Below are 22,236 nucleotides of genomic sequence, written 5' to 3'. Positions count from 1 at the left end.
CGCCCGGGTGCCTACACAGATTACCTGGCAATGACCCCCGACAGGGCGCGAATATCGTTCCCGGTCGGGGACTGGTGAATACGCAACCCAAATTCATCCACCACCGCGAAAATATGGTCGAAGATGTCGGCCTGAATCTCCTCATATTCTGCCCAAACCACCGTATTGGTGAAGGCATATATTTCAATCGGCAAACCATTCGCGTCAGGTGCCAACTGACGCACCATCAGCGTCATATCTTTGCGAATGCGCGGGTGGTTGCGCAGATATTCGTTCAGGTAGGCGCGGAAGGTGCCGATATTGGTCATCTTGCGCAGGTTTAATACCGATTCCCCTTCACTGTTCTGCTGATTCCACAGGTTAATTTCCTCATGACGTGCGGCCAGATAAGGCTTCAGCAGTTTCGCCTGAATGAGTTTCTGCTGCTCCTGCTCGTCGAGGAAATGAATACTGGTGGTATCAATATTCAGGCTGCGCTTAATACGTCGCCCGCCGGAGGCCGACATGCCGCTCCAGTTGATAAAGGCGTCGGAGACCAGGGCCCATGTCGGAATGGTCGTAATCGTATTATCGAAATTGCGTACTTTCACGGTGGTCAGGCCGATATCCGTCACCGTGCCGTTGGCGCCGTATTTCGGCATCTCCAGCCAGTCGCCGAGCTTGAGCATGTCGTTGGCGGAAAGCTGAATACCCGCCACCAGTCCGAGTATCGGGTCTTTAAACACCAGCATCAGCACGGCGGCCATGGCGCCCAGACCGCTTATCAGAATCGCCGGGGACTGGCCGATGAGCAGGGAGATAATCAGTATCCCAACCAGGATGGCGCTCACCAGCTTGATGCCCTGGAAGATCCCTTTCAGCGGCAGCTGTGACGCGGTGGCCATTTTCTGCGACAGATTGAAAATCACGTCCAGCAGCGAGAAGAAGGAGAGCAGGGCATATACCATTACCCACAGCCTGGCGCAGGTAGTGAGAATTTCCGCCGCTTCGCTGCCTTTTTGCAGCCACAGTACCGCCTGGACGTTGACAATTATCCCCTGCAGGGTAAAGGCCAGACGGTGAAATAATTTATTCTGGGTGATGATCTGCAGCCATAAATGGCTGCTGGCCTGCGCGCGTTTTTCGAATGCGCGAAGCACCCCTTTGTGCAGAATAAAATGAACGATGATGGCGGTAAGAAAAATAATACCAAAGATAATCACTAAAGAGGTGGTGTGATTAATTTCAATGCCTAACTCTTCAACCTGAGCAATCAATTCCTGCATAACGTCTCCTGTATTTTTGCAGCCCCATAATGGCGGCTGCGGATCTATTATGCAAATTCACGAACTTATTTGGCGGCCTGGCAGACCTTTACCACCGGCAGGCACAGGCTATGGCGGATGCGCAGCGTCGCCAGAGCCAGCACCACCATCATGGCCGTTTCCACCATCAGGAAGACGTTAACCGCCTGGGTGTAATCCCCGTGATGGTTTTGCAGCGCGTGCAGCAAAATTGCGCCAAAAATGGCCGGGCCAAGACCCAGCGCGGCCTGCTGCAGGGTGCTTAAAATAGCGCTCGCGGCTCCCGCGTCGTCAGGCTGAATGTCGCGCATCCCGATACGGTAGAAACTGTTCACGATCAGCGCCTGCCCGTAGCCCACCAGTCCGGTCGCGGGTGCCAGCGTCAGGGTGGTATTCTCCATGCCCCAAACGCGGAACGTGGCGATCAGCGCCAGCAGGCCGGTAATCTGGATCGCCAGACCCGTCAGCAGGATGGTGCTGGTGCTGTAGCGGGCAATCAGCCGCGGTGCGAACCACGCCGAAACAAAGTAGGTCACGCCCAGGGCGATAAAACTGTTCCCGGACTGCCACGGCGCCATCCCCAGACCGGTTTGCATGGTCAGCGCCATACAGAACATAAACCCGGACCAGACGCTGAAAAAAAGCATCGCAATCAGAATGCCAAAGCGCACGCTGCGAAGCGCAAGCAGGCGCGGCGGGATCAACGGGTGGGCATTCTCACGCTCTTTTTTGCGCGCATTCAGCGCCATCAGCCAGGCCAGCGGAACAAGGGCGAGCAGCATCGCCTTCAGCGGCCAGGACCAGTGCCACTGCGGGCCGAGCGCCATCGGGAACAGCAGGCAGCAAAGCATGATGGCCAGCAACACGGTACCCGGCCAGTCGATGCGTGACGGCGTCTCGCGACGGGTTTCCGGTACGAAGCGGCGGCTCAGCGCCAGCACCACCAGACAGATCGGCACGTTGATAAAGAAGGCGTTACGCCAGCCCAGCCCGGCGATATCCGCCGACACCAGCCAGCCGCCGCCCATCTGCCCGACGATAAACGCAATCCCGCCGATGCCGCCGAACAGGCTGATGGCTTTTGCATGCGCCGTACCTTTCAGCGTCACGTGCAGCGTGGCAAGAATTTGCGGCATGATCAGTGCGGCACCCGCGCCCTGAACGATGCGCGCGGCGAGCAGCTGTTCAATGTTCCCCGCTATGCCGCAGAGCAGCGAGGCCAGACCAAAGCTCGCCACACCCCACATAAACAGACGGCGACGGCCAAAATTATCCCCCAGCTTGCTGCCGAGCGCGAGGCAGACGGCAAAGGCCACGCCGTAGAGCGCGACGATCAGCTCCAGCTCGGTGGCGGTAGCGTGCAGTGAATGGGTAATGGCGTCCAGCGCCACGTTGGTGATTGAGGTATCAATCATCGGCAGCATCTGGCCGGTTAACAGCAATATCAGGCCAGCGCGACCCGGTGAAACAACTGACGTATTCATGGTAACTCCATTGCGTCATTCAACAGATGGCCGTAGCATCTACCATCAGATAAACGGGTACCAGTTCTTGCTTATACTGGTACTGGCACTACCATGCAGGGGGATTTATGGCGCTGATGTCTGAACCCGTCGTCTCACTTCAGGATGACACCCGAAAACAGCTCGGGGCATTTTTACGCGCACGGCGTGAAAGCCTCGATCCGCAGCGCTTAGGCCTGCCGCGCAGCGGTCGCCGCCGCACGCCCGGTCTGCGCCGGGAAGAGGTGGCGATGCTCGCTGACGTGGGCGTAACCTGGTACACCTGGCTTGAGCAGGGCAGGGACGTCAATCCGTCCAGCGCGGTGATGGCGGCCGTGGCAAAAGCGCTGCAATGTACCCCGACCGAGGCCCGGCATCTGTTTGTATTAGCGGGTTTGCCGCCGGGTGAAGCACCCCAGGCGGTCTGCTGCGAGGGCATCAGCGAAGGCACACGCCGCCTGCTCGACACCCTGCTGCCAAAACCTGCCAGCATCCAGAAGCCCAATTTCGACATCGTGGCGTGGAACGACAGCTTCGGCCACCTGATGGGGGTGGATTTCAATGAAATCCCGCCGGAAGATCGCAACTGTATTTACCTGTTCCTCACCCATCCGGCGTGGCGCGCGCGCCTCGGCAGACGCGACGACGTGCTGCCCATCTTTGTCTCCTATTTCCGCGCGGCGATGGCCGAGCACCGGGGTGACCCGCTGTGGGAGGCCAAACTGGCGCGCTTCTTTGCGGTGTCCGAAGAGTTTAAAACCCTGTGGCACCAGCGTAATGACGTGCGCGGCGTGGAGAACCAGCTCAAGCTGTTTACCCATCCCGAGCTGGGAGAGTTTACGCTGCAGCAGATGTACTGGTATTCCGCGCCGCGAAACGGGTCGCGTCTGCTGGTGTATCTGCCGGTAGATGAGACGGGGGAGAGGGCGATGGCGTGGCTGGCGGCGCAGGGGAAATAGTTTTTTTGCGAGGGGCTTTCAGGGAGTAAGAGCCGATTCTGCTAAGTGGATGAGACAGGTGTAAGGTGGGTTTAACTTAATCCAGTCGACTGAATCGACATCATTTCGATGAGGTGTTAAGTCGTCTATACTCACGCCATGAGAAACCACCATGTCGCCACTGATGATTGATTCCGCAGATTTCAGCCAAAAATTAGGCCTTATCTCCCGAAACGTGGAACATACTGAAGCGTTTCTTGCGCGGGGCACGGTGGATTTTCATCTGCCAGGATTTATGCTGCCGGTGGGATATCGCCTGTTAAAATCGCGCTACGGTGATGAATATCGTCTCGTCACCACCGACGACGGAAAACCCTATACGGCGTATGCCGTTAAGTTGACGTTTCATAAAGAAATTACCTTTCCCCACGGGGCTGCGACACAGGTTATGGTCTGGCGTACGCCACGCGCTGTCCATCAGCGGGTAATCAGTGGATTACCCCAATCCTTCTTCCAGTGGGTGCTAAGCGAATACGACATTGTGGTTTCTGACAGCGAACAAACCGGTGACGGACAGCGGTTTTGGTTACGCATGATCGACTGGGCATTCAGCATGAATTATCGGATAAGCGTGGCGGACGGTACGGTAGGGGAAGAGTGGCACTTAACACCGGTGAGTTCATACGCCGAGCTGGAGGAGCGCTGGATTGCGTTTGCCTGGGGATACGATCGCGACGTGCATCCACATCGCAGGTTAGTCATCAGTAAAGCGTAACGGGCCGCACAGAGCGGCCCGTGTTGATTAGCACTCAGTAAGAATCGTGCTCAGCGGCAGGCGAGATTTCGGCAGCGTGGCGTTGAAATCTTCTACGCTGTGATGCCCAACCGGCACCACCACCAGGCTGGTGAAGCCCTTCTCTTTCAGGCCAAACTCTTCGTCGAGGATCGCAGCGTCGAAACCTTCGATCGGTACCGCGTCCAGGCCCATTGCACCCACGCCCAGCAGGAAGTTGCCGACGTTCAGGTAAACCTGCTTCGCCATCCACTGGTCGTCATCTTTCAGATCCACGCGGTGCATGTCGGCAAAGTAGGTACGGCCCTTATGGTTCGCGGCTTTGGCTTCCGGGGTGTTGAAGCGACCGTCGGCTTCTTCCTGATCGACAACGCGCTCCAGCCAGGCATCGTCCATCGCGGTTTTTGCGCAGAACACCACCACGTGAGATGCATCCAGCATTTTGCGTTCATTGAACACATAGGTGCCCGCGGCGGATTTCGCCACGCGCGCTTTTCCTTCCTCGGTGCTGGCCACAATGAAGTGCCACGGTTGGGAGTTGGTGCTGGACGGGCTGTACTGCAGCAGGGTTTTGATTTTTTCCGCTTCTTCCGCGGTCAGTTTTTTGCTTGCGTCGAACGCCTTGGTGGAGTGGCGTTTCAGGGCGACAGAAATGATATCCATAACAACTCCTGGTGATGAAATTCGCCCGCTCGCGGGCGCGAAAGGAAAGCAGATTACCGCGCGAAGCGGCAAAAGATAAGTGCAATTCGAGCGCTTAATCTGTTCGTCTCAGACGAACAATCAGACTGGCCGGATCCACTTCTGGTCTTTTTTCGGCAGTTTATCCACCACCAGATGCCAGGAGTCATTAATGAGGTCGGTAACCAGTTCCGGCGTCACGTCGTCAGTGCCGTAAAGGGAAATCCAGTGCTTTTTACTCAGATGGTAGCCGGGTTCTACCCCGCGGTAGATCTGCTGGTTTAACAGTGATTTCTCCGGGTCTGACTTCAGGCTGACGTGCGGCCGCCCGTGCGCGACGGCCACAATCATGAAAATTTTTCCGCCCACTTTGAAGACGTCAAACTCCGGCCCGAACGGCCAGCAGTGTTCGGTGAAGGGCAGTTCCAGGGCCACACGCATAGCGTGCTCCTGTAAGGCTTTACTCTCCATTGGCGTCCTCATACGCAAGCCCGCGCCACATCACCTCAAAGCCGAGTGCTTTAAAATCAACGGCGCGGGACGGATCGCGGGTGGCAAATTCCATCGTGCTTTCAGCCAGCGATAAGAAAAGTGCATCGCCAAACGTTTTAAATTCATCCGACATAAACACCGGGCGCACCGAGCGGCGGCACAGCTCATGGAGTTCCGGGAACATATCTTTCACCGCCTGTTCCGTTTCGACGCTCAGCTTTTCACTGACGCCAATCTGGCGGATCGCCGCATGAGAAACGGGGTTACGTATACCCCAGTCCACATAGCTGTTCCAGATATTGCGGGTATGTTCTTTAGGCAGCGTGATGGTGCGATCGAGGTTCGCCAGCATGGTCTAGCAGAGATCCTGCTTCAGATGCACATAGAGGGCATTCAGCAGATCGTCTTTCGTAGCAAAGTAGCGGAACAGGGTACCTTCGGCGACGCCCGCCTTACGGGCAATGAGCGCCGTTGAGGCGGCGATACCTGACTGTGCAAACGCCGCCGTTGCGGCTTCCAGTAAGGCCTGTTTTTTATCTTCACTCTTCGGACGTGCCACTAAATTGTTCCCCCTGTCAATGGTTAAAACCCTGATTGAAACACGTGCTTTGACACGCTGCAACGCGGAATGTCAAAGATCGAAAACGTCTTGACGACTTTATCATCATATCTATAATGAGTGCTTACTCACTCATAATCAAGTTTACCCTGCGCACGCTATCGGATGGGGCGCGTTTTCGGGTCAGGATATGAAAAAACCTCTCTTCATCTGCGTGGTGTTAATCATGATTATTGCTTCAGCCGCGAGTTTACCGTTTGTTCTGAATGCCGGATTCGGCCAGCCGCCGCAGGGTGAACGGCTCACTGAAGTGGAGGCTTCCCCACAGTATCGCGAGGGGAAATTCCACAATACGCTGCCGACGCCGGGTTATAACGGTGACAAAAATATGCTGGTCGCGATGTGGGAGTTTCTGACTAAAAAAACTGAAAACGCCCGCCCGACCCAGCCACTGCCGCTGGTGAAAACCGATCTTGCGGGCCTGCCGCTGGAGCAGGACACCCTGGTGTGGCTCGGTCACTCCTCGTGGTACCTGCAGCTCGCGGGCAAACGGATCCTGATTGACCCGGTTCTTGGCAACTATGCCGCGCCGTTCTCGTTCCTCAATAAGGCCTTTGCCGGCGAGTATCCGTGGCGCGCGGAACGCATGCCGGCGATCGACCTGCTGATTATCTCGCACGATCACTACGATCATCTGGATTACGCCACCATCAGGGCACTACTGCCAAAGGTGAAGCGGGTGGTGACGCCGCTGGGCGTGGGATCCCACCTGCGCTACTGGGGAATGAAGCCCGAGATTATTGACGAGCGCGACTGGAACCAGTCGGTACGCATCAGCGATGAATTGACGGTGCATGTTCTGCCAGCACGTCACTTCTCCGGGCGCGGCATTAAACGCGATCGCACCCTGTGGGGCAGCTTTATGTTCGTTACGCCAGATCAGAAGATTTACTACAGCGGAGATTCCGGTTACGGCCCGCACTTTAAGGCTATCGGCGAGCAGTTTGGCGAGGTGGATTTAGCCATTATGGAAAACGGCCAGTACGACCAGGACTGGAAGTACATCCACATGCTGCCGGAGGAAACGGCGCAGGCCTCGGCGGATCTGAATGCGAAAGCCGTGGTGCCCGGACATAACGGACGCTTCGTGCTGGCGAAACACGCCTGGAACGATCCGCTGATCCAGCTGGCAAAAGCCAGCAAGGATAAAAATTATCGGCTGCTGACGCCGGAACTGGGCGAGCCCGTCCGGGTAAGCGACAGCGCACAAACCTTTCGTGCGTGGTGGGAATAATGTTTAAGCGAGAAGCAGAGGGGGACAGCAGTATGACCATTTCCGCTCAAGTCATCGACACTATCGTCGAATGGATCGACGACAATCTGCATCAGCCATTACGTATAGAAGAGATTGCCCGCCACGCGGGTTACTCGAAGTGGCACCTGCAGCGGCTGTTTATGCAGTACAAAGGGGAGAGCCTGGGGCGTTATATCCGTGAACGTAAGCTGCTGCTGGCGGCGCGCGATCTGCGAGAATCCGACGCCCGGGTGTACGACATCTGCCTGCGCTACGGGTTTGACTCGCAGCAGACGTTTACCCGCATCTTCACCCGTACGTTCAACCAGCCGCCGGGTGCGTACCGTAAAGAGAACCATAGCCAGACACATTAACCTGTCGCGTGCAGGCCGGGTAAGGCGTAGCCGCCACCCGGCTTTTTTGTGAGCTCAGGACGCGAGTGAAAACCAGCGTCGCCAGACAAAACGCAGCACGAAGAATTCAATCGCCCCGAGCAGTAAAAACCACACGCAGAACAGAATGGTATAGAGCTGGTTAAGATCGACCATATGAAAGGTCTGAACCAGCTTCTGCGCCAGCACCAGCCCAAGCGAAGGCGCAGGGAGCAGCAGGCACGAAAGCAGGGCCAGCAATAAAATGCCGCCTGCGGTGAGCAGCGATTCTAGCGGGTGTTTCATCGTAATGTTAATCGTCAGTTAAAAATGTCATTGTCCGGCATTCTGTAACGTAAAGCAATATCAGCCCCGCTGGCCTTTTTGAATAAAACAAAGACATTATTACTGCGCACAAATAACAACATACGACCCGGCGTTTATATTAATATCGCGTTATGTAAATAAACGTCCGCATCAGGAAAATAATTTTACAAATGTATAGGTGCTATAACCAATTAACGTGGCAATAACAATGGCCGCGATAACGTATAACACCAGTCTGCGCCCGCGATAAATACCCCACATGGTTCCCCCTCGTTTAGTATTGGTTTAGAAATATTTTGTAAAAATCAGGTCATCGAAATAGTTTTAATCAGTTTTGAATAACCGAGAAGTCATTATATTGCGGTAGATCAATTTTACCCGCAAGTCTTTAAAATGAATTTATTTAAGCCCGAAAGGAATTCAGGTTTCAGTTCACCGGATATTGAAGGAAAAATACGATGACCGAAAAAAAATTGTCCCCAAACATGCCGCCTTCCGGCGGGCTGGCATACCAGCAGACCGCAGAGCAGGTGCTTGCACACGCGCAGAGCCAGGCCAGCGGTCTGGATCGTGCGGAGGCGCAGGCGCGTCTGCAAAAAACAGGGCCGAACGCGCTGCCGGAGAAAAAAGGTAAACCTGCCTGGCTGCGTTTCCTGGCCCATTTTAATGATGTGCTGATTTATGTCCTGCTGGCCGCCGCCGTATTAACGGCAATAATGGGCCACTGGGTGGATACGCTGGTTATTTTAGGCGTGGCGGTAATCAATGCCTTAATTGGCCATATTCAGGAAAGCAACGCGGAAAAATCCCTGAAGAGTATTCGTAATATGCTCGCCAGCGAGGCGCGCGTTATTCGTAACGGTAACCATGAAACAATCCCCACAACTGAAATAGTCCCGGGCGATATTATTGTATTACGCGCGGGGGATCGTATTCCGGCGGATATGCGTTTAATTGAAGCGCATAATTTACGCGTGGAAGAAGCGATTCTGACCGGTGAATCCACCGTGGTGGATAAACACGTTAATCCGCTGAGCGGTGAATTACCGCTGGGCGATCGCACCAACATGGTCTTCTCCGGGACGACCGTCAGCGCGGGCGGCGGCATCGGCGTGGTCACCGCGACCGGTCAGGATACGGAACTCGGCCACATCAACCAGATGATGGCGGGTATCGAAAAGCACCGTACGCCGCTGCTGGTGCAGATGGACAAGCTGGGGAAAGCGATCTTCGCGATTATTCTGGCGATGATGGCCGCGCTGTTTGTCTTCAGCCTGGCGTTCCGTGAGATCCCAATGGGCGAGCTGCTGCTCTCCCTGATTAGCCTGGCGGTCGCCTCCGTACCGGAAGGTCTGCCGGCCATTATCTCCATCATCCTCTCCCTGGGCGTGCAGGCGATGGCGCGCAAGCGGGCGATTATCCGCAAGCTGCCGACGGTTGAAACCCTGGGCGCGATGACCGTGGTCTGCTCGGATAAAACCGGTACCCTGACCATGAACGAGATGACGGTTAAAGCCATCATTACCGCTGACGCCTGCTACCGCGTGGACGGTAACAGCTACGAGCCGGTGGGCAACATATACCTGGAAGGCAGCGACGAGCCGGTGCAGATCCAGCCGGGCACCGTGCTGGAGCAGTACCTGCGCACCATCGACCTGTGTAACGACAGCCAGCTGATTCAGGACGATCGCGGGCTGTGGGGCATCACCGGTGGGCCGACCGAGGGCGCGCTGAAGGTGCTGGCGGCGAAGGCTAACCTCGAGCCTGTCGTGACCACGCTGGTTAACAAGATCCCGTTTGACTCGCAGTATAAGTACATGAGCACCCACTACCAGATTGGCGGTGAGGAGCAGATCCTGATCACCGGCGCGCCGGACGTCATTTTCACCCTGTGCGCCGAGCAGCAGACCCGCAACGGTGCGGAAGCCTTCAACCGCACGTACTGGGAAAGCGAGATGGAGCGCTATGCGCGTCAGGGGCTGCGCATGGTCGCCGCGGCGTTCAGGCCGGCGAACGGCGAGCAGGAGCTGACGCACGATGACCTGAGCCACGGCCTGATCTTCCTTGGCATCGCAGGGATGATGGATCCGCCGCGTCCGGAAGCGATTGACGCGATTAACGCCTGCCAGCAGGCGGGGATCCGCGTGAAGATGATCACCGGGGATCACCCGCAAACGGCGATGAGCATTGGTCAGATGCTGGGGATCACCAACAGCGAGCAGGCGGTTACCGGCTACGAGCTGGAGAAGATGGACGACGCCGCCCTGGCGGACGCCGCGGTGAAGTATGACATCTTCGCCCGTACCAGCCCGGAGCATAAGCTGCGTCTGGTGAAAGCGCTGCAGGACAAAGGCGAAATCGTTGGCATGACCGGTGACGGCGTGAACGATGCCCCGGCCCTGCGTCAGGCGGACGTGGGCATCGCGATGGGCATCAAGGGTACGGAAGTGACCAAAGAGGCGGCGGATATGGTCCTGACGGACGATAACTTCGCCACCATCGCCAGCGCGGTGAAAGAGGGGCGTCGCGTTTACGACAACCTGAAGAAGACCATCCTGTTCATCATGCCGACCAACCTGGCGCAGGGGCTGCTGATTGTGATTGCGCTGCTGGCGGGGAACATCATTCCGCTGACGCCGGTGCTGATTCTGTGGATGAACATGGCCACCTCCGCCACGCTCTCCTTCGGCCTGGCCTTTGAGGCCGCCGAGCGCAACATCATGCGCCGTCCGCCGCGTCAGACCGGGCAGCACGTGATGGACGCCTACGCCGTCTGGCGCGTGGCCTTCGTCGGCACCATGATTGCCATCGCCGCCTTTGCGCTGGAAGCCTGGCTGGCCCCGCGCGGTCACAGCGCGGAGTTCATCCGCACCGTGCTGCTGCAGATGCTGGTCTGCGCCCAGTGGGTGTACATGATTAACTGCCGCAACACTGAAGGGTTCTCCCTCAACCGCGGCCTGCTGGCGAACAAAGGGATCTGGCTGGTGACGGGCGTGCTGTTCCTGCTCCAGGCGGCGATTATCTACCTGCCGTTTATGCAGATGCTGTTCGGCACCGAAGCCCTGCCGCTGCGCTACTGGTTTGTGACCCTGGCCGTTGCAGGCGTGATGTTCTTCGTCGTCGAAATCGAGAAGCGACTGACCCGCAGGTTCCGTAAGTCTGCATAACGAAAACCTTACCCCTCACCCTAACCCTCTCCCCACAGGGGAGAGGGGACCGCCCGGTTTTCTCCCTCTCCCCTTTGGGGAGAGGGCCGGGGTGAGGGGAAACAACGCTGAGGTACTCCCATGAAATTCCCGGTCCTGTTTGCACTTCTTGTCAGTACCCTGCAACCCGTATTCGCCGCCGCCATCCCCGTGCGCATCGCCACCGTGGAGCAGACCGCCCATGCCGCCGAGCGCCAGATCCCGGGCCGCATCGAAGCCATCCACACCGTTGAGCTGCGCGCCCGCACGGAAGGCGTGATTACCCAAATCCACTTCCGCGACGGGCAGTACGTGAAAAAGGGCGACGTGCTGTTTGAGCTGGACGACGCCGAGCCGCGCGCCGCCCTGCGCCTGGCGCAGGCCGAAGTGAGAAGCGCCGAAGCCACGCTGCGTCAGGCGCAGCAGCAGCTTTCCCGCTTTGAAAGCCTGGGCAGCAGCAACGCCATCAGCCGTCACGACGTGGACAATGCCCGCATGCAGCGGGACGTGGCGAGCGCCGCGCTGGAGCAGGCCAAAGCCCGCCTCGACACCCGCAGCGTCACCCTGAACTACACCCGCATCGCCTCGCCGATTGACGGACGCGTGGGGCACAGCAGCTTCCACGTGGGTAGCCTGGTCAACCCTGCCAGCGGCGTGCTGGTGGAGGTGGTCCAACTCGATCCCATCCGTATCGCCTTTGCGCTGGAAGAGAGGGCGTTTGCGGCCAAAGCCGGACAACATGCGGATATCAGCGCCATGAAGCAGGCCTGGCAGGCATTAATTGACAGCAACGGCCAGCGCGTCAGCGGTGAACTGACGTCGGTGGACAATCGCATCGACCCGCGCACCGCCAGCGTGATGCTGCGCGCCGAGTTCGCCAATCCGCGCCATCAGCTCCTGCCCGGAGGCAACGTAAACGTGACCCTGCGACCGGCAAGCGAGCAGCCGGTGCTGACCCTGCCTGCCGCCGCGGTCCAGCAGAACGGCGACGGGTTCTTTGCCTGGGTGGTTAACGCCGACGGCAACGCCGAAATGCGCCCGCTTAAGGTCGCCGGACAGATTGGCCAGCAGTTCCAGATTTCATCCGGCGTGAAGCCCGGTGAGCGAGCGATTACTGACGGCGCGCAGCGCGTGCAGCCCGGCGCTGCCGTCCAGATACTGAATTAAGGAGCCATCATGCTGACGTTTTTCATCAAACGCCCGCGCTTCGCGATGGTGATTGCGCTGGTCATCACCCTGCTGGGGGCCATTGCGCTGAAGATTATCCCGGTGGAGCAGTATCCGCAGATCACGCCGCCGGTGGTGAACGTCTCTGCCAGTTGGCCGGGCGCCAGCTCCGCTGACGTGGCGGAGGCCATCGCCACGCCGCTAGAGACGCAGCTGAACGGCGTGGATCATATGCTCTACATGGAGTCCACCAGTTCGGACGAAGGCACGTACAGCCTGAACATCACCTTTGCGGCGGGCACCGATCCGGACCTCGCCGCCATCGACGTGCAGAACCGCGTGGCGCAGGCTGTGGCGCAGCTGCCCACCGAGGCGCAGCAAAACGGCGTGCAGGTGCGCAAGCGGGCCACCAACCTGATGATGGGGGTAAGTCTTTACTCACCGAATAACACCCACACGTCGCTGTTCGTCAGCAACTACGCCAGCACCCAGGTGCGCGAGGCGCTGTCGCGTCTGCCCGGCGTGGGGCAGGTGCAGATGTTTGGCGCGCGCGACTACAGCATGCGCATCTGGCTGCGCCCGGACCGCATGAACGCTCTGAACGTCACCACCGACGACGTGGCGCAGGCGCTGCGCGAGCAGAACGTGCAGGGCGCGGCGGGTCAGGTGGGCACGCCGCCGGTGTTTAACGGCCAGCAGCAGACCCTGACCATCAACGGGCTGGGGCGCTTAAGCCAGGCCGACGAGTTTGCCGACATCATCATCCGCGCGGGGGAGATGGGCCAGCTGGTGCGCCTGAAGGACGTCGCCACCATCGAGCTCGGCTCGCGCAGCTACAGCTCCGGCGCACAGCTGAACGGGCACGATTCCGCCTACCTCGGTATCTACCCGACGCCGTCCGCTAACGCCCTGCGCGTGGCCGACGCGGTGCGCGCGGAGCTGGAGCGCCTCTCGACGCGCTTCCCGGACGACCTGGTCTACGAGGTGAAATTCGACACCACCTCCTTTGTCGCCGCCACCATTAAAGAGATCGGCGTCTCGCTGGCGCTCACCATGCTGGCGGTTGTGGTGGTCGTTTCCCTGTTCCTGCAAAGCTGGCGCGCCACGCTGATTGTCGCCCTCGCCATTCCGGTGTCGCTGGTGGGGACGTTTGCCGTGCTCTATACGCTCGGCTACTCCGCCAACACGCTGAGCCTGTTCGCCATTATTCTGGCGCTGACCATGGTGGTGGATGACGCCATCGTGGTGGTGGAGAGCGTCGAAACGCTGATGGCGGAAGGGCAGAGCCGCACGGCGGCGACCGCGCTGGCGCTGCGCCAGATCGCCGGGCCTGTCATCGCGACGACGCTGGTGCTGCTGGCGGTGTTTGTGCCGGTGGCGCTCCTGCCGGGGATTGTCGGCGAGCTTTACCGCCAGTTTGCGGTGACGCTCTCGACTGCCGTGACGCTCTCAAGCCTGGTGGCGCTGACCCTGACGCCCGCCCTGTGCGCAATGCTGCTGCGTCCGCGCCCGGAGAAACCAGCGGCCGTTTATCGCGCCTTTAACCGCGGGCTGGACGCCACGCGCGGTTTCTACACCCGCATCGTGAATGTCTTAAACCTACGTCCGTGGCTGGCGCTGCTGGCCACCGCAGGCGCGGCGGCAGTCGTGCTGTTCAGCTTTACGTCGATGCCAAAAGGTTTCCTGCCGCAGGAGGACCAGGGCTACTTCTTCGCCAGCGTTCAGCTGCCGGAAGCGGCTTCGCTGGAGCGCACCGAAGCGGTGATGACCACCGCGCGGGAGCTGATCGCCCAAAATCCGGCGGTGGAGGACGTCATTCAGGTCTCCGGATTTAACATCCTCAACGGCACCAGCGCCTCCAACGGTGGGTTTATCTCCATCATGCTGAAGGACTGGAGCGAGCGTCCGCCGCTGGAGGAGGTGATGGGCACCCTGCAGCGCCAACTGCTGGCCCTGCCGGAAGCGACCATCATGACCTTCGCGCCGCCGACGCTGCCGGGGCTGGGCAACGCCTCCGGCTTTGACCTGCGCATCCAGGCTCAGGCGGGGCAGAGCCCGGCGGAGCTGGAGCGCGTCACCCGCGAGGTGCTGGCGAAAGCTAACCAGCATTCGCAGCTGAGCCGCGTGTTCACCACCTGGAGCAGCAACGTGCCGCAGCTGACGCTGACCGTTGACCGCGAGCGCGCCGCGCGTCTCGACGTGCCGGTATCGCGCATCTTCAGCAGCCTGCAAACCGCCTTTGGCGGCACGCGCACCGGGGATTTCAGCATCAACAACCGCGTCTACCACGTGGTGATGCAGAACGAGATGCAGTGGCGCGAGCGCGCAGAGCAGATCGGCGAGCTGTTCGTGCGCAGCAACAGCGGCGAGCGGGTGCGCCTGAGCAACCTCGTCACCATCACGCCGACCGTCGGCGCGCCGTTCCTGCAGCAGTACAACCAGTTCCCGTCGGTGTCGGTGAGCGGCTCGGCAGCGGCTGGGGTGAGCAGCAGCACCGCGATGGCGGTGATGGGTGAGATTCTGGCGGAGAGCCTGCCGGCCGGATACGACTACGCCTGGAGCGGCATGTCGTATCAGGAGCAGCAGACCGGCAATCAGGCGATCTGGATCGTGCTGGCGGCGGTGGTGATGGCGTGGCTGTTCCTCGTCGCCCAGTACGAGAGCTGGACGCTCCCGGCGAGCGTGATGCTCTCGGTGCTGTTCGCCATCGGCGGGGCGCTGGTCTGGCTGTGGATGGCCGGATACGCCAACGACGTGTACGTGCAGATTGGTCTGGTATTGCTGATCGCGTTAGCGGCCAAGAACGCGATTCTTATCGTCGAGTTCGCCCGCGCGCGGCGTATGGACGGAATGGCGATTGTCGATGCCGCGCGGGAAGGGGCCTCGCGCCGTTTCCGGGCGGTGATGATGACCGCCGTGTCGTTCATTATCGGCGTTCTGCCCATGATGCTGGCGACCGGGGCAGGTGCCCAGAGCCGCCGCATCATCGGCACCACGGTGTTCAGCGGCATGCTGGTGGCGACCGTGGTGGGGATCCTGTTCATCCCGGCGCTGTTCGTGCTGTTCCAGCGCCTGCGCGAGTGGGGCCACGGCCTTACGGACTCGTCGCCCACAGCTCGCAGTGCTTCTGCACCAGAGAAATCAGCGAGCCGCCGTCGGCGATAAACTCCCGCATGCGCTGCGCCTCGCTCTTGCCCTGCTTTAACAGCAGGGCAATTTCATTAATTGCGCTCGTCGCGCCAAGCTTCTCGGCCGACGGCGCAACCTGCTCCAGTAGCCAGGCGATATCTTCCGCCACGGTTTTGTGCTCGCCGGTGTGCACGTCCGTCAGGATCCCCTCCAGCCCGTAGCGACACGCCTGAAAACGGTTAAAGCGGTACAGCAGAAAATCTTTTTCCTGATGCTTATAAGGCCGCGTGGTCAGCAGCCAGTGGGACGTCGCCTGGATCAGCCCAGCGATGTTAATCGCGTGGCCGAGCGTCAGCGGCGTATCCATCACCCGCACCTCCACGGTGCCAAAATGCGGGCTGGGGCGAATATCCCAGTGCAGATCCTTGATGCTGTCGATCATGCTGGTGGAACTCAGGCGGCGGAACAGCCCCTCGAACTCCTGCCAGCTGTTGACCCACGGCATCTGGCCGTTATCCGGGAACCCTGAAAAGATGTTGAGCCGCGACGAGGAGAACTTCGTGTCGGTGCCCTGCATATACGGCGAGGCGGCCGCCAGGGCGATAAAATGCGGCACGAAGCGCGACAGGCCGTGCAGCAGGTAAATCGCGTCATCCCCGGTCCGGCAGCCGACGTGAACGTGCTGACCGAATACCGTCGCCTGCAAAATCAGATAGCCAAAGCGCTCCAGCGTGACGTTATAGCGCTCGTCGTCGCACACCTCCTGGCGCTGCCATTTCTGGAACGGATGCGTCCCGCCGCCGCAGATCTGAATGTGCTGCTCTGCCGCCGCGCGCAGGATGCTCTGTTGCATCACTGAGAATTGTGCCGCCGCCTGATCGATGGTCTGACACACGCCGGTGGCGATTTCGAGCATGCTTTCGGTGATGTCGTGTTTGACTTCGCCGCCTTTGATGTCGTCTTTGACGGCGGCGATGAGCGCGGAGGAGTCCTGGCTGAGATCGTACCCCGGCGGGTTAACCACCTGCAGTTCGAGCTCGATGCCAAGGGTGAACGGTTCAGAGGATTTGAAATCGGGTAAAGGCATGGCGCACTCCGTTGTCTGTGAATGTTGAGTATAGACAACGGGTGTGGCGCGCTCGTCTCAGGGTGGTATAACTGATAGCAGGCTTAGCAAAAGGGGAGTGACTCATGTCTGACTATCCAACCATTGCGCTGATAGGACCCGGTGCGATTGGCACCACCATTGCCGCAGTACTGCATGACGCTGGCCGCACGCCGCTGCTGTGCGGACGGACCGCACATGCGGCGTTACGCCTGCGCCACGATGAGGGTGAAACGGTGGTGCCCGGTCCGGTATTAACCGATCCGACAGCCATCGCGCGTCCCGTTGACCTCGTTTTTATCGCGGTGAAAACGACGCAAAACGCCGACAGCGCCGGGTGGCTGCGCGCGCTGTGCGATGAAAATACGGTGGTCTGCGCCCTGCAAAATGGCGTAGAGCAGAAGGCTCAGCTTGAGCCTTTGGTCAGTGGCGCAACGGTGCTGCCGTCGGTGGTCTGGTTCCCGGCGCAGCGCGAGCCGGATGCCTCCGTCTGGCTGCGGGCGGAGCCGCGCCTGACGCTGCCGGACATGCCGCAGGCGCAGCGGGTGGCGGAGGCGCTTCGCGGTACGCGCTGTGAAGTTGAACTCTCGGCAGATTTCGCCACCGTCGCCTGGCGCAAGCTGCTGCAAAACGCGGTCGCCGGGCTGATGGTGCTGGCCAACCGCCGCGCCGGGATGTTCAGGCGCGAGGATATCAGCGAACTTTCGCTGGCCTACCTGCGCGAGGGGCTTACCGTCGCCCGCGCCGAAGGGGCAAAGCTGAACGATGACGTGGCGCAGGAGATCCTGGCGAACTTTCAGCGTGCCCCTGAGGACCTGGGTACGTCTATTCTGGCTGACCGTCAGGCCAACCGTCCGATGGAGTGGGACATCCGTAACGGCGTGATCCAGCGCTACGGCCGCAAGCACGGCATTGCGGTGCCCATCAGCGACGTGGTGGTGCCGCTGCTGGCGGCGGGGAGCGAGGGGCCGGGTTAACGGCCGCTGTTTTTCCGTTCGGCAAAGTAATGCGCGGGCGTGCTGCCCATCGCTTTTCGGAACATGGTGATAAACGCGTTCACGGATTCGTACCCGAGCGTTGTCGCCACGTTCTGGACCGGCACGCCGCTTGCCAGCTCCCGCAGGGCAATAATCAAGTGCAGCTGCTGGCGCCATCGCCCGAAGCTCAGCCCGGTCTCGCGCTGCATCAGGCGTGCAAACGAACGCTCGCTGAGGGCAAGCCGTTTCGCCCACTCCTTCAGGCTGCTTCTGTCCTCAGGTCGGCTGACCAGCGCGTCGGCCATGGCGCGAATTTTCGGGTCGGTTGAGACCGGCAGGCTCAGCTTCTGCTGCGGCATGCTGGCAAGCTCATCAAGCGTGACCCTGATTAGCCTGGAGACATGGCCGTCGGGCGGATAATCAACGCCCTCGCGGGTTAGGCGATCGACCAGCTCCTTGATCAGCGGCGAGATCGCCAGCGTGCAGCATCTCTCCGGCAGCGCCGCCGCGCCGGGCTCAATAAACAGATAGTTCAGATGCGCGTTCCAGGTCGCTTTGGCACTGTGCGGGATCCCCCCTGGGATCCAGACGGCGCAGTCTGGCGGCACGATCCAGATGTCATTCTCCGCGTAACAGCTGACCGCACCGTACCGGGCAATAATCAGCTGTCCTTTCCGGTGGCTATGCACCGGTACTTCCGCGGCGTAGTCCACGAAGTCCAGATGACGCGCCACCGCCGGGCTGGCGGTAGAGTCGGGGTCATACAGCGTAGTAGCAGATTGAGGCTTCACGATTCTGGCAACATTTAGGTATTTTTTGACAGAATAGAGTATTTAAGCGGGTCTGCAAGCCGGTAATAATTCCGGCATGAAAAACGTCTTCTCTTATCCCGTGCGCCTGCCCGCCGCGCTGCAAAACGACGCGGGGGCGCTGATCTACGCCGCGAAGAGTTTCGCCGCGGCGATGCTCGCTTATTACATCGCGCTGTCTATCGGCCTCGAACGCCCCTCATGGGCGATTATTACGGTTTACATCGTGTCGCAGACGTCGGTCGGGGCATCGCTCAGCAGAAGCCTCTACCGGCTGGCCGGTACGGTTGTCGGGGCCAGCGCGACCGTTCTGATTGTGCCCACCTTCGCGAATACGCCGATCCTGTGCAGCATGGTGCTGACGGGCTGGATCGTATTCTGCCTGTGGCTCTCCCTGCTGGAGCGCACGCCCCGGGCCTATGCCTTTGTGCTGGCGGGCTACACCGCGAGCCTGATTGGTTTTCCCGCGGTATCCGATCCCGGCGGCATCTTTAACGTCGCTATTGTCCGCGTGCAGGAGATCGCGAACGGGATTTTCTGCGCGGCGCTGATTCACCGCTACGTGCTGCCCGCGCGGGTATCAGGGCTGTTCAACGCTAAATTATCCCAGACGCTACAGGCCACGCGCGAGCGGGTGGCGGATACCTTAGCGGGCAAGCCCGATGCGGCTTCCGGCCCGCTGCATCTGGCCCTGGCGCTGCAGTTCCTGCAGGGCATAAGCCACCATATTCCGTACGATTTTGCCCTCTCCGCCCCGGTGCGGCAGGCCAGAAAAGCGATTCACGACCGGCTGGCGCGGCTCGTTATCGTCAACTGTGAACTACACGATCGCCTGCCAACGCTTGGAACCCTGCCCGCCGACGCGCAGGCGTTGCTGGAGGACGTTCAGGCCTGGCTGGCCGGTGAAGGCGCTAGCCTCAGCAGTACGGCAGAGGCGCTGCGGCTCCGCTGTGCGCTTCTCATCGATCGGTATGCCGCGCAGGCGCAGACGTTTGACGACGCGCGGCTGGTCAGTTTTATTCGCTACCTCTCGGAGGCGATCGCGCTTCTGCAGCAGTGCGAGCGTCTTTCCGGGGCCATCCTCCACGCCAAACCCGTCTTTGGGGAGAGGCAAACCCGCGCGGCGAAAGGCTACGTTTTCCACCGCGATCCTCTTACCGCGGCCCGCACGGCGCTGGGGGCTTTCGCCATCATCCTGAGCGGCTGTCTGGTCTGGATCTTCTCAGCATGGCCGGATGGCGGTACGGCGGTGTCTATCCTGGGGGTCTGCTGCACGCTGTTTGGCAGCTTCGACACCCCGGCCCCCCACATTGTGAAATACATCATTGGCTCGTTCTGGGGCGTGGTGATTAGCCTGTTCTACAGCTTTGCGCTGCTGCCGCTGGTGAGCGATTTCCCGGTGCTGGTGGCGGTGCTGGCTCCTGCGTATCTTCTGGCCGGGTCGCTTCAGGCGCGTCCACCGACCACGTTTATGGCGATGGGCATCACCCTGACGCTGCCCATTCTGTGCGAGCTGGGGGCGCACTACAGCGGAGACTTCACCGTTGCGGCCAATACCGCCATCGCGCTATTTGCCGCGACCGGCTTTGCCGTTATCAGCATGAGCCTGCTGCAAACCGTGCAAGCGGATGGTGCCATCACGCGTCTGCTGAACCTGTGCCAGCGCGACATTCGCCGCAGCGTGAAGGGCACGCTGCGGGTCGACGAAACGCACTGGATCAACCTGATGATGGACCGAACCGCGCTGTTGCTGCCGCGACTGCAGCGCAGCGAGCGCGTGCCAGAGCAGGCGCTCGAGCGGCTGTTACACGCGCTGCGTCTGGGGCTGTCGGTCATGCATTTACGCCGCAGTGACGCACCGCCCGGCAGGGAGGTGGACGCGCTTTTTCATCGAATAAACGACGCAGACCGTGACGCCTTACGGGAACGCATCGTCACCCTTATCGAGCGCCATCTGCCTGCGGCAGATGAACATACGCGCCAGTTTATCTTCAGGCTGGTGGATCTGCACTGTGCACTAGGGGGACCTGACTATGGTTAACGATCTTAATATCGGCGGGGTTTTTATCCCGGGGCTGCTGACGGTCGCCCTCGCGGCGCTGGTCTGCACGCTAAGCCTCGTCGCATTTTTCTCTCTTAGCAGGGGCTACCGGCGCTTGCCGTTTCGCCCGCTGATGGATGTTTCAACCTGGATTGTCACCTTTTTCCTGCTGATGCAGGGTCTGACCGCGTTGGGGTTATTGTCATGAAATCACTGCTCTCTTTACTGGCTCGCTATGCGCTGACGTTGAGCGTCGTCGCGGCGGCTACGCTTCTGGCGTTTATGATGTGGAAACACTACGCAGAAACGCCGTGGACCCGCGACGGGCGCGTGCGTGCGGACGTGGTGCAGATTGTGCCGGACGTCTCCGGGCCCGTCATCAGCGTGGCCGTCCGGGATAACCAGTGGGTGAACCGGGGTGATGTGCTTTACACCATCGATCCGCGCTGGCTCAAGCTGGCGGTGGCAAGCGCGCAGGCTGATGTGGAGTCGAAACGCCATGAGATGCTGATGCGCCAGGACGCGGCCCATCGCCGCACGCTGATTAAAAACGCCATCTCCGGCGAGGACTTGCAGCAAACCGGCAGCGCGGCGAACGTCGCGGCGGCCAATTATCACGGCGCGCTGGCCGCGCTGGATCTGGCTGAGCTTAATCTGGCGCACGCTACCATCCGTGCGCCGGTTTCGGGGTACGTTACGCACCTGCGGCTGCGGCCCGGAGACTACGCGACGGCGGGGGAGACAAAGGTCGCCATCGTCGATGCCCACAGCTTCTGGGTGGTGGGATACTTTGAAGAGACCAAGCTGCGCCATATTCGCGTTGGGGATGCTGCGCAGGTTGTGCTGATGGGATACGAGCCGGTCATCACGGGGCACGTGGAGAGCATCGGACACGGGATTGGGGACAGCAACGACGAGACGGGCGGGCTGGGTCTGCCCGACGTCGAGCCTACCTTTAGCTGGGTGCGGCTGGCGCAGCGCGTGCCGGTGCGTATTCATATCGACAGGTTGCCGGAGGGGGTTGAACTGGTGGCGGGGCTGTCGGCGAGCGTGGCGGTGGGGCGATAATCTGGGGATAGTCAGCCTTAAACACATATGCGAAACTTACCGCTTCTGAAAATATGTGGTGGGACCCGCTCAATGTCAGAACAACATTCGCAGTGCCTTTTCAGTGAAGGACTGATCTCTTTTCCTGAGGGATATCAGGATCGTACCGTCAACGTATTTGCGCCGCCCGCTGCGGATGCACCGGCGTTCAACATCTCCCGCGATGCTCTCAACGCTGGTGAAGCGCTTGCCGCGTATATCGATCGCCAGCTCGCCCTGATGGAAAAACACATCAAGGGCTGGAAGCAGGGTGAGCGCAGCGCCGCTACGCTGGGCGACGACCTTTTACAGGGTGAAACCGTCCATGCTACCTACCTGCGCGACGGGAAACGCATATGGCAGCAGCAGGCCGTATTTAACGTCGACAGCAATAACATTCTGGTGTTCACCATGACCTGCACCCGCGCGCTGGGCGATGCTGACAGCACGCTGTTTGGCGATCTTCTCAGGAGCTTCCGCTTCCACCATTAACACCA

Annotated in this window: 19 protein-coding genes and 1 pseudogene; 12 read left to right on the top strand and 8 right to left on the bottom strand. The window is 59.9% G+C overall.

Annotated features, from left to right (window positions below; all coding sequences use genetic code 11):
• Positions 1-20 precede the first annotated feature (20 nt).
• Entirely contained in the window at positions 21-1,265 is a 1,245-nt protein-coding gene (locus ACDO57_RS12475) for a mechanosensitive ion channel family protein (RefSeq protein ID WP_157188716.1), read from the bottom strand.
• 65 nt (positions 1,266-1,330) lie between these two features.
• Positions 1,331-2,767 (bottom strand): MFS transporter, encoded by a 1,437-nt coding sequence (locus ACDO57_RS12470; protein WP_370884041.1) that lies wholly within the window; start codon positions 2,765-2,767, stop codon positions 1,331-1,333.
• A gap of 107 nt (positions 2,768-2,874) precedes the next feature.
• On the opposite strand from ACDO57_RS12470, the gene ACDO57_RS12465 reads away from it, so the two are divergent.
• Positions 2,875-3,744 (top strand): helix-turn-helix transcriptional regulator, encoded by an 870-nt coding sequence (locus tag ACDO57_RS12465; RefSeq protein WP_370884040.1) that lies wholly within the window; start codon positions 2,875-2,877, stop codon positions 3,742-3,744.
• A gap of 151 nt (positions 3,745-3,895) precedes the next feature.
• Positions 3,896-4,498 (top strand): hypothetical protein, encoded by a 603-nt coding sequence (locus ACDO57_RS12460; protein ID WP_024906900.1) that lies wholly within the window; start codon positions 3,896-3,898, stop codon positions 4,496-4,498.
• Positions 4,499-4,525: 27 nt separating this feature from the next.
• On the opposite strand, the gene nfsB is transcribed toward ACDO57_RS12460, so the two are convergent.
• From nfsB to ACDO57_RS12445, 3 genes and pseudogenes are all read right to left on the bottom strand, one after another.
• Positions 4,526-5,179, bottom strand: a complete 654-nt coding sequence (nfsB, locus tag ACDO57_RS12455) for an oxygen-insensitive NAD(P)H nitroreductase (RefSeq protein ID WP_157188718.1) — start codon at positions 5,177-5,179, stop codon at positions 4,526-4,528.
• 120 nt (positions 5,180-5,299) lie between these two features.
• On the bottom strand, positions 5,300-5,668 hold the full coding sequence (locus ACDO57_RS12450; protein WP_024906902.1) for an MmcQ/YjbR family DNA-binding protein: 369 nt from the start codon (positions 5,666-5,668) through the stop codon (positions 5,300-5,302).
• Positions 5,658-6,248 (bottom strand): annotated as a pseudogene (locus ACDO57_RS12445) (TetR/AcrR family transcriptional regulator). The gene ACDO57_RS12450 and the pseudogene ACDO57_RS12445 overlap by 11 nt, the downstream one beginning before the upstream one ends.
• Positions 6,249-6,438: 190 nt before the next feature.
• Between ACDO57_RS12445 and ACDO57_RS12440 the strand changes: the two are divergent.
• Positions 6,439-7,542, top strand: a complete 1,104-nt coding sequence (locus ACDO57_RS12440) for an MBL fold metallo-hydrolase (protein WP_370884039.1) — start codon at positions 6,439-6,441, stop codon at positions 7,540-7,542.
• Between the two features lie 32 nt (positions 7,543-7,574).
• Complete coding sequence (locus ACDO57_RS12435) at positions 7,575-7,916, top strand: RamA family antibiotic efflux transcriptional regulator (RefSeq protein ID WP_010428317.1); 342 nt, start codon at positions 7,575-7,577, stop codon at positions 7,914-7,916.
• 54 nt (positions 7,917-7,970) lie between these two features.
• On the opposite strand, the gene ACDO57_RS12430 is transcribed toward ACDO57_RS12435, so the two are convergent.
• A complete protein-coding gene (locus ACDO57_RS12430) occupies positions 7,971-8,219 on the bottom strand; it encodes a DUF1158 domain-containing protein (protein WP_013097677.1) in 249 nt (82 codons plus the stop codon).
• Between the two features lie 479 nt (positions 8,220-8,698).
• Here ACDO57_RS12430 and ACDO57_RS12425 point away from each other — a divergent pair, with 479 nt between their 5' ends.
• The 3 genes from ACDO57_RS12425 (at position 8,699) to ACDO57_RS12415 (ending at position 15,757) form a co-directional block, all read left to right on the top strand.
• Complete coding sequence (locus tag ACDO57_RS12425; protein WP_090417923.1) at positions 8,699-11,407, top strand: cation-transporting P-type ATPase; 2,709 nt, start codon at positions 8,699-8,701, stop codon at positions 11,405-11,407.
• A 120-nt stretch (positions 11,408-11,527) separates the two neighbouring features.
• A complete protein-coding gene (locus tag ACDO57_RS12420) occupies positions 11,528-12,592 on the top strand; it encodes an efflux RND transporter periplasmic adaptor subunit (RefSeq protein WP_090417920.1) in 1,065 nt (354 codons plus the stop codon).
• Positions 12,593-12,601: 9 nt separating this feature from the next.
• A complete protein-coding gene (locus tag ACDO57_RS12415; RefSeq protein ID WP_370884038.1) occupies positions 12,602-15,757 on the top strand; it encodes an efflux RND transporter permease subunit in 3,156 nt (1,051 codons plus the stop codon).
• On the opposite strand, the gene ACDO57_RS12410 is transcribed toward ACDO57_RS12415, so the two are convergent.
• Positions 15,687-16,808 carry a YbdK family carboxylate-amine ligase gene (locus ACDO57_RS12410; RefSeq protein ID WP_024906908.1) on the bottom strand — a complete coding sequence of 374 codons (1,122 nt, stop codon included), beginning with the start codon at positions 16,806-16,808 and terminating at the stop codon, positions 15,687-15,689. The genes ACDO57_RS12415 and ACDO57_RS12410 overlap by 71 nt on opposite strands.
• A gap of 104 nt (positions 16,809-16,912) precedes the next feature.
• Between ACDO57_RS12410 and ACDO57_RS12405 the strand changes: the two genes are divergently transcribed.
• On the top strand, positions 16,913-17,803 hold the full coding sequence (locus tag ACDO57_RS12405) for an oxidoreductase (protein ID WP_061715820.1): 891 nt from the start codon (positions 16,913-16,915) through the stop codon (positions 17,801-17,803).
• Here the strand turns inward: ACDO57_RS12405 and ACDO57_RS12400 are convergent.
• Complete coding sequence (locus ACDO57_RS12400; protein ID WP_061715819.1) at positions 17,800-18,594, bottom strand: helix-turn-helix domain-containing protein; 795 nt, start codon at positions 18,592-18,594, stop codon at positions 17,800-17,802. The genes ACDO57_RS12405 and ACDO57_RS12400 overlap by 4 nt on opposite strands.
• 76 nt (positions 18,595-18,670) lie before the next feature.
• On the opposite strand from ACDO57_RS12400, the gene ACDO57_RS12395 reads away from it, so the two are divergent.
• From ACDO57_RS12395 to ACDO57_RS12380, 4 genes are all read left to right on the top strand, one after another.
• Positions 18,671-20,653 (top strand): FUSC family protein, encoded by a 1,983-nt coding sequence (locus tag ACDO57_RS12395; protein WP_370884037.1) that lies wholly within the window; start codon positions 18,671-18,673, stop codon positions 20,651-20,653.
• Positions 20,646-20,861, top strand: a complete 216-nt coding sequence (locus ACDO57_RS12390) for a DUF1656 domain-containing protein (RefSeq protein ID WP_157188723.1) — start codon at positions 20,646-20,648, stop codon at positions 20,859-20,861. The genes ACDO57_RS12395 and ACDO57_RS12390 overlap by 8 nt, the downstream gene beginning before the upstream one ends.
• Positions 20,858-21,721, top strand: coding sequence for an HlyD family secretion protein (locus ACDO57_RS12385; protein ID WP_267217114.1), 864 nt, complete (start codon positions 20,858-20,860; stop codon positions 21,719-21,721). Before ACDO57_RS12390 ends, ACDO57_RS12385 begins: the two co-directional genes overlap by 4 nt.
• Positions 21,722-21,793: 72 nt before the next feature.
• Entirely contained in the window at positions 21,794-22,231 is a 438-nt protein-coding gene (locus tag ACDO57_RS12380; protein ID WP_048993217.1) for a DcrB-related protein, read from the top strand.
• Positions 22,232-22,236 lie beyond the last annotated feature (5 nt).

Source organism: Enterobacter cloacae complex sp. 2015409 (assembly GCF_041365315.1).
In the GTDB taxonomy this organism is placed as follows: Bacteria; Pseudomonadota; Gammaproteobacteria; order Enterobacterales; family Enterobacteriaceae; genus Enterobacter; species Enterobacter pseudoroggenkampii.
This window is presented reverse-complemented; position numbering and strand designations above follow the sequence as displayed.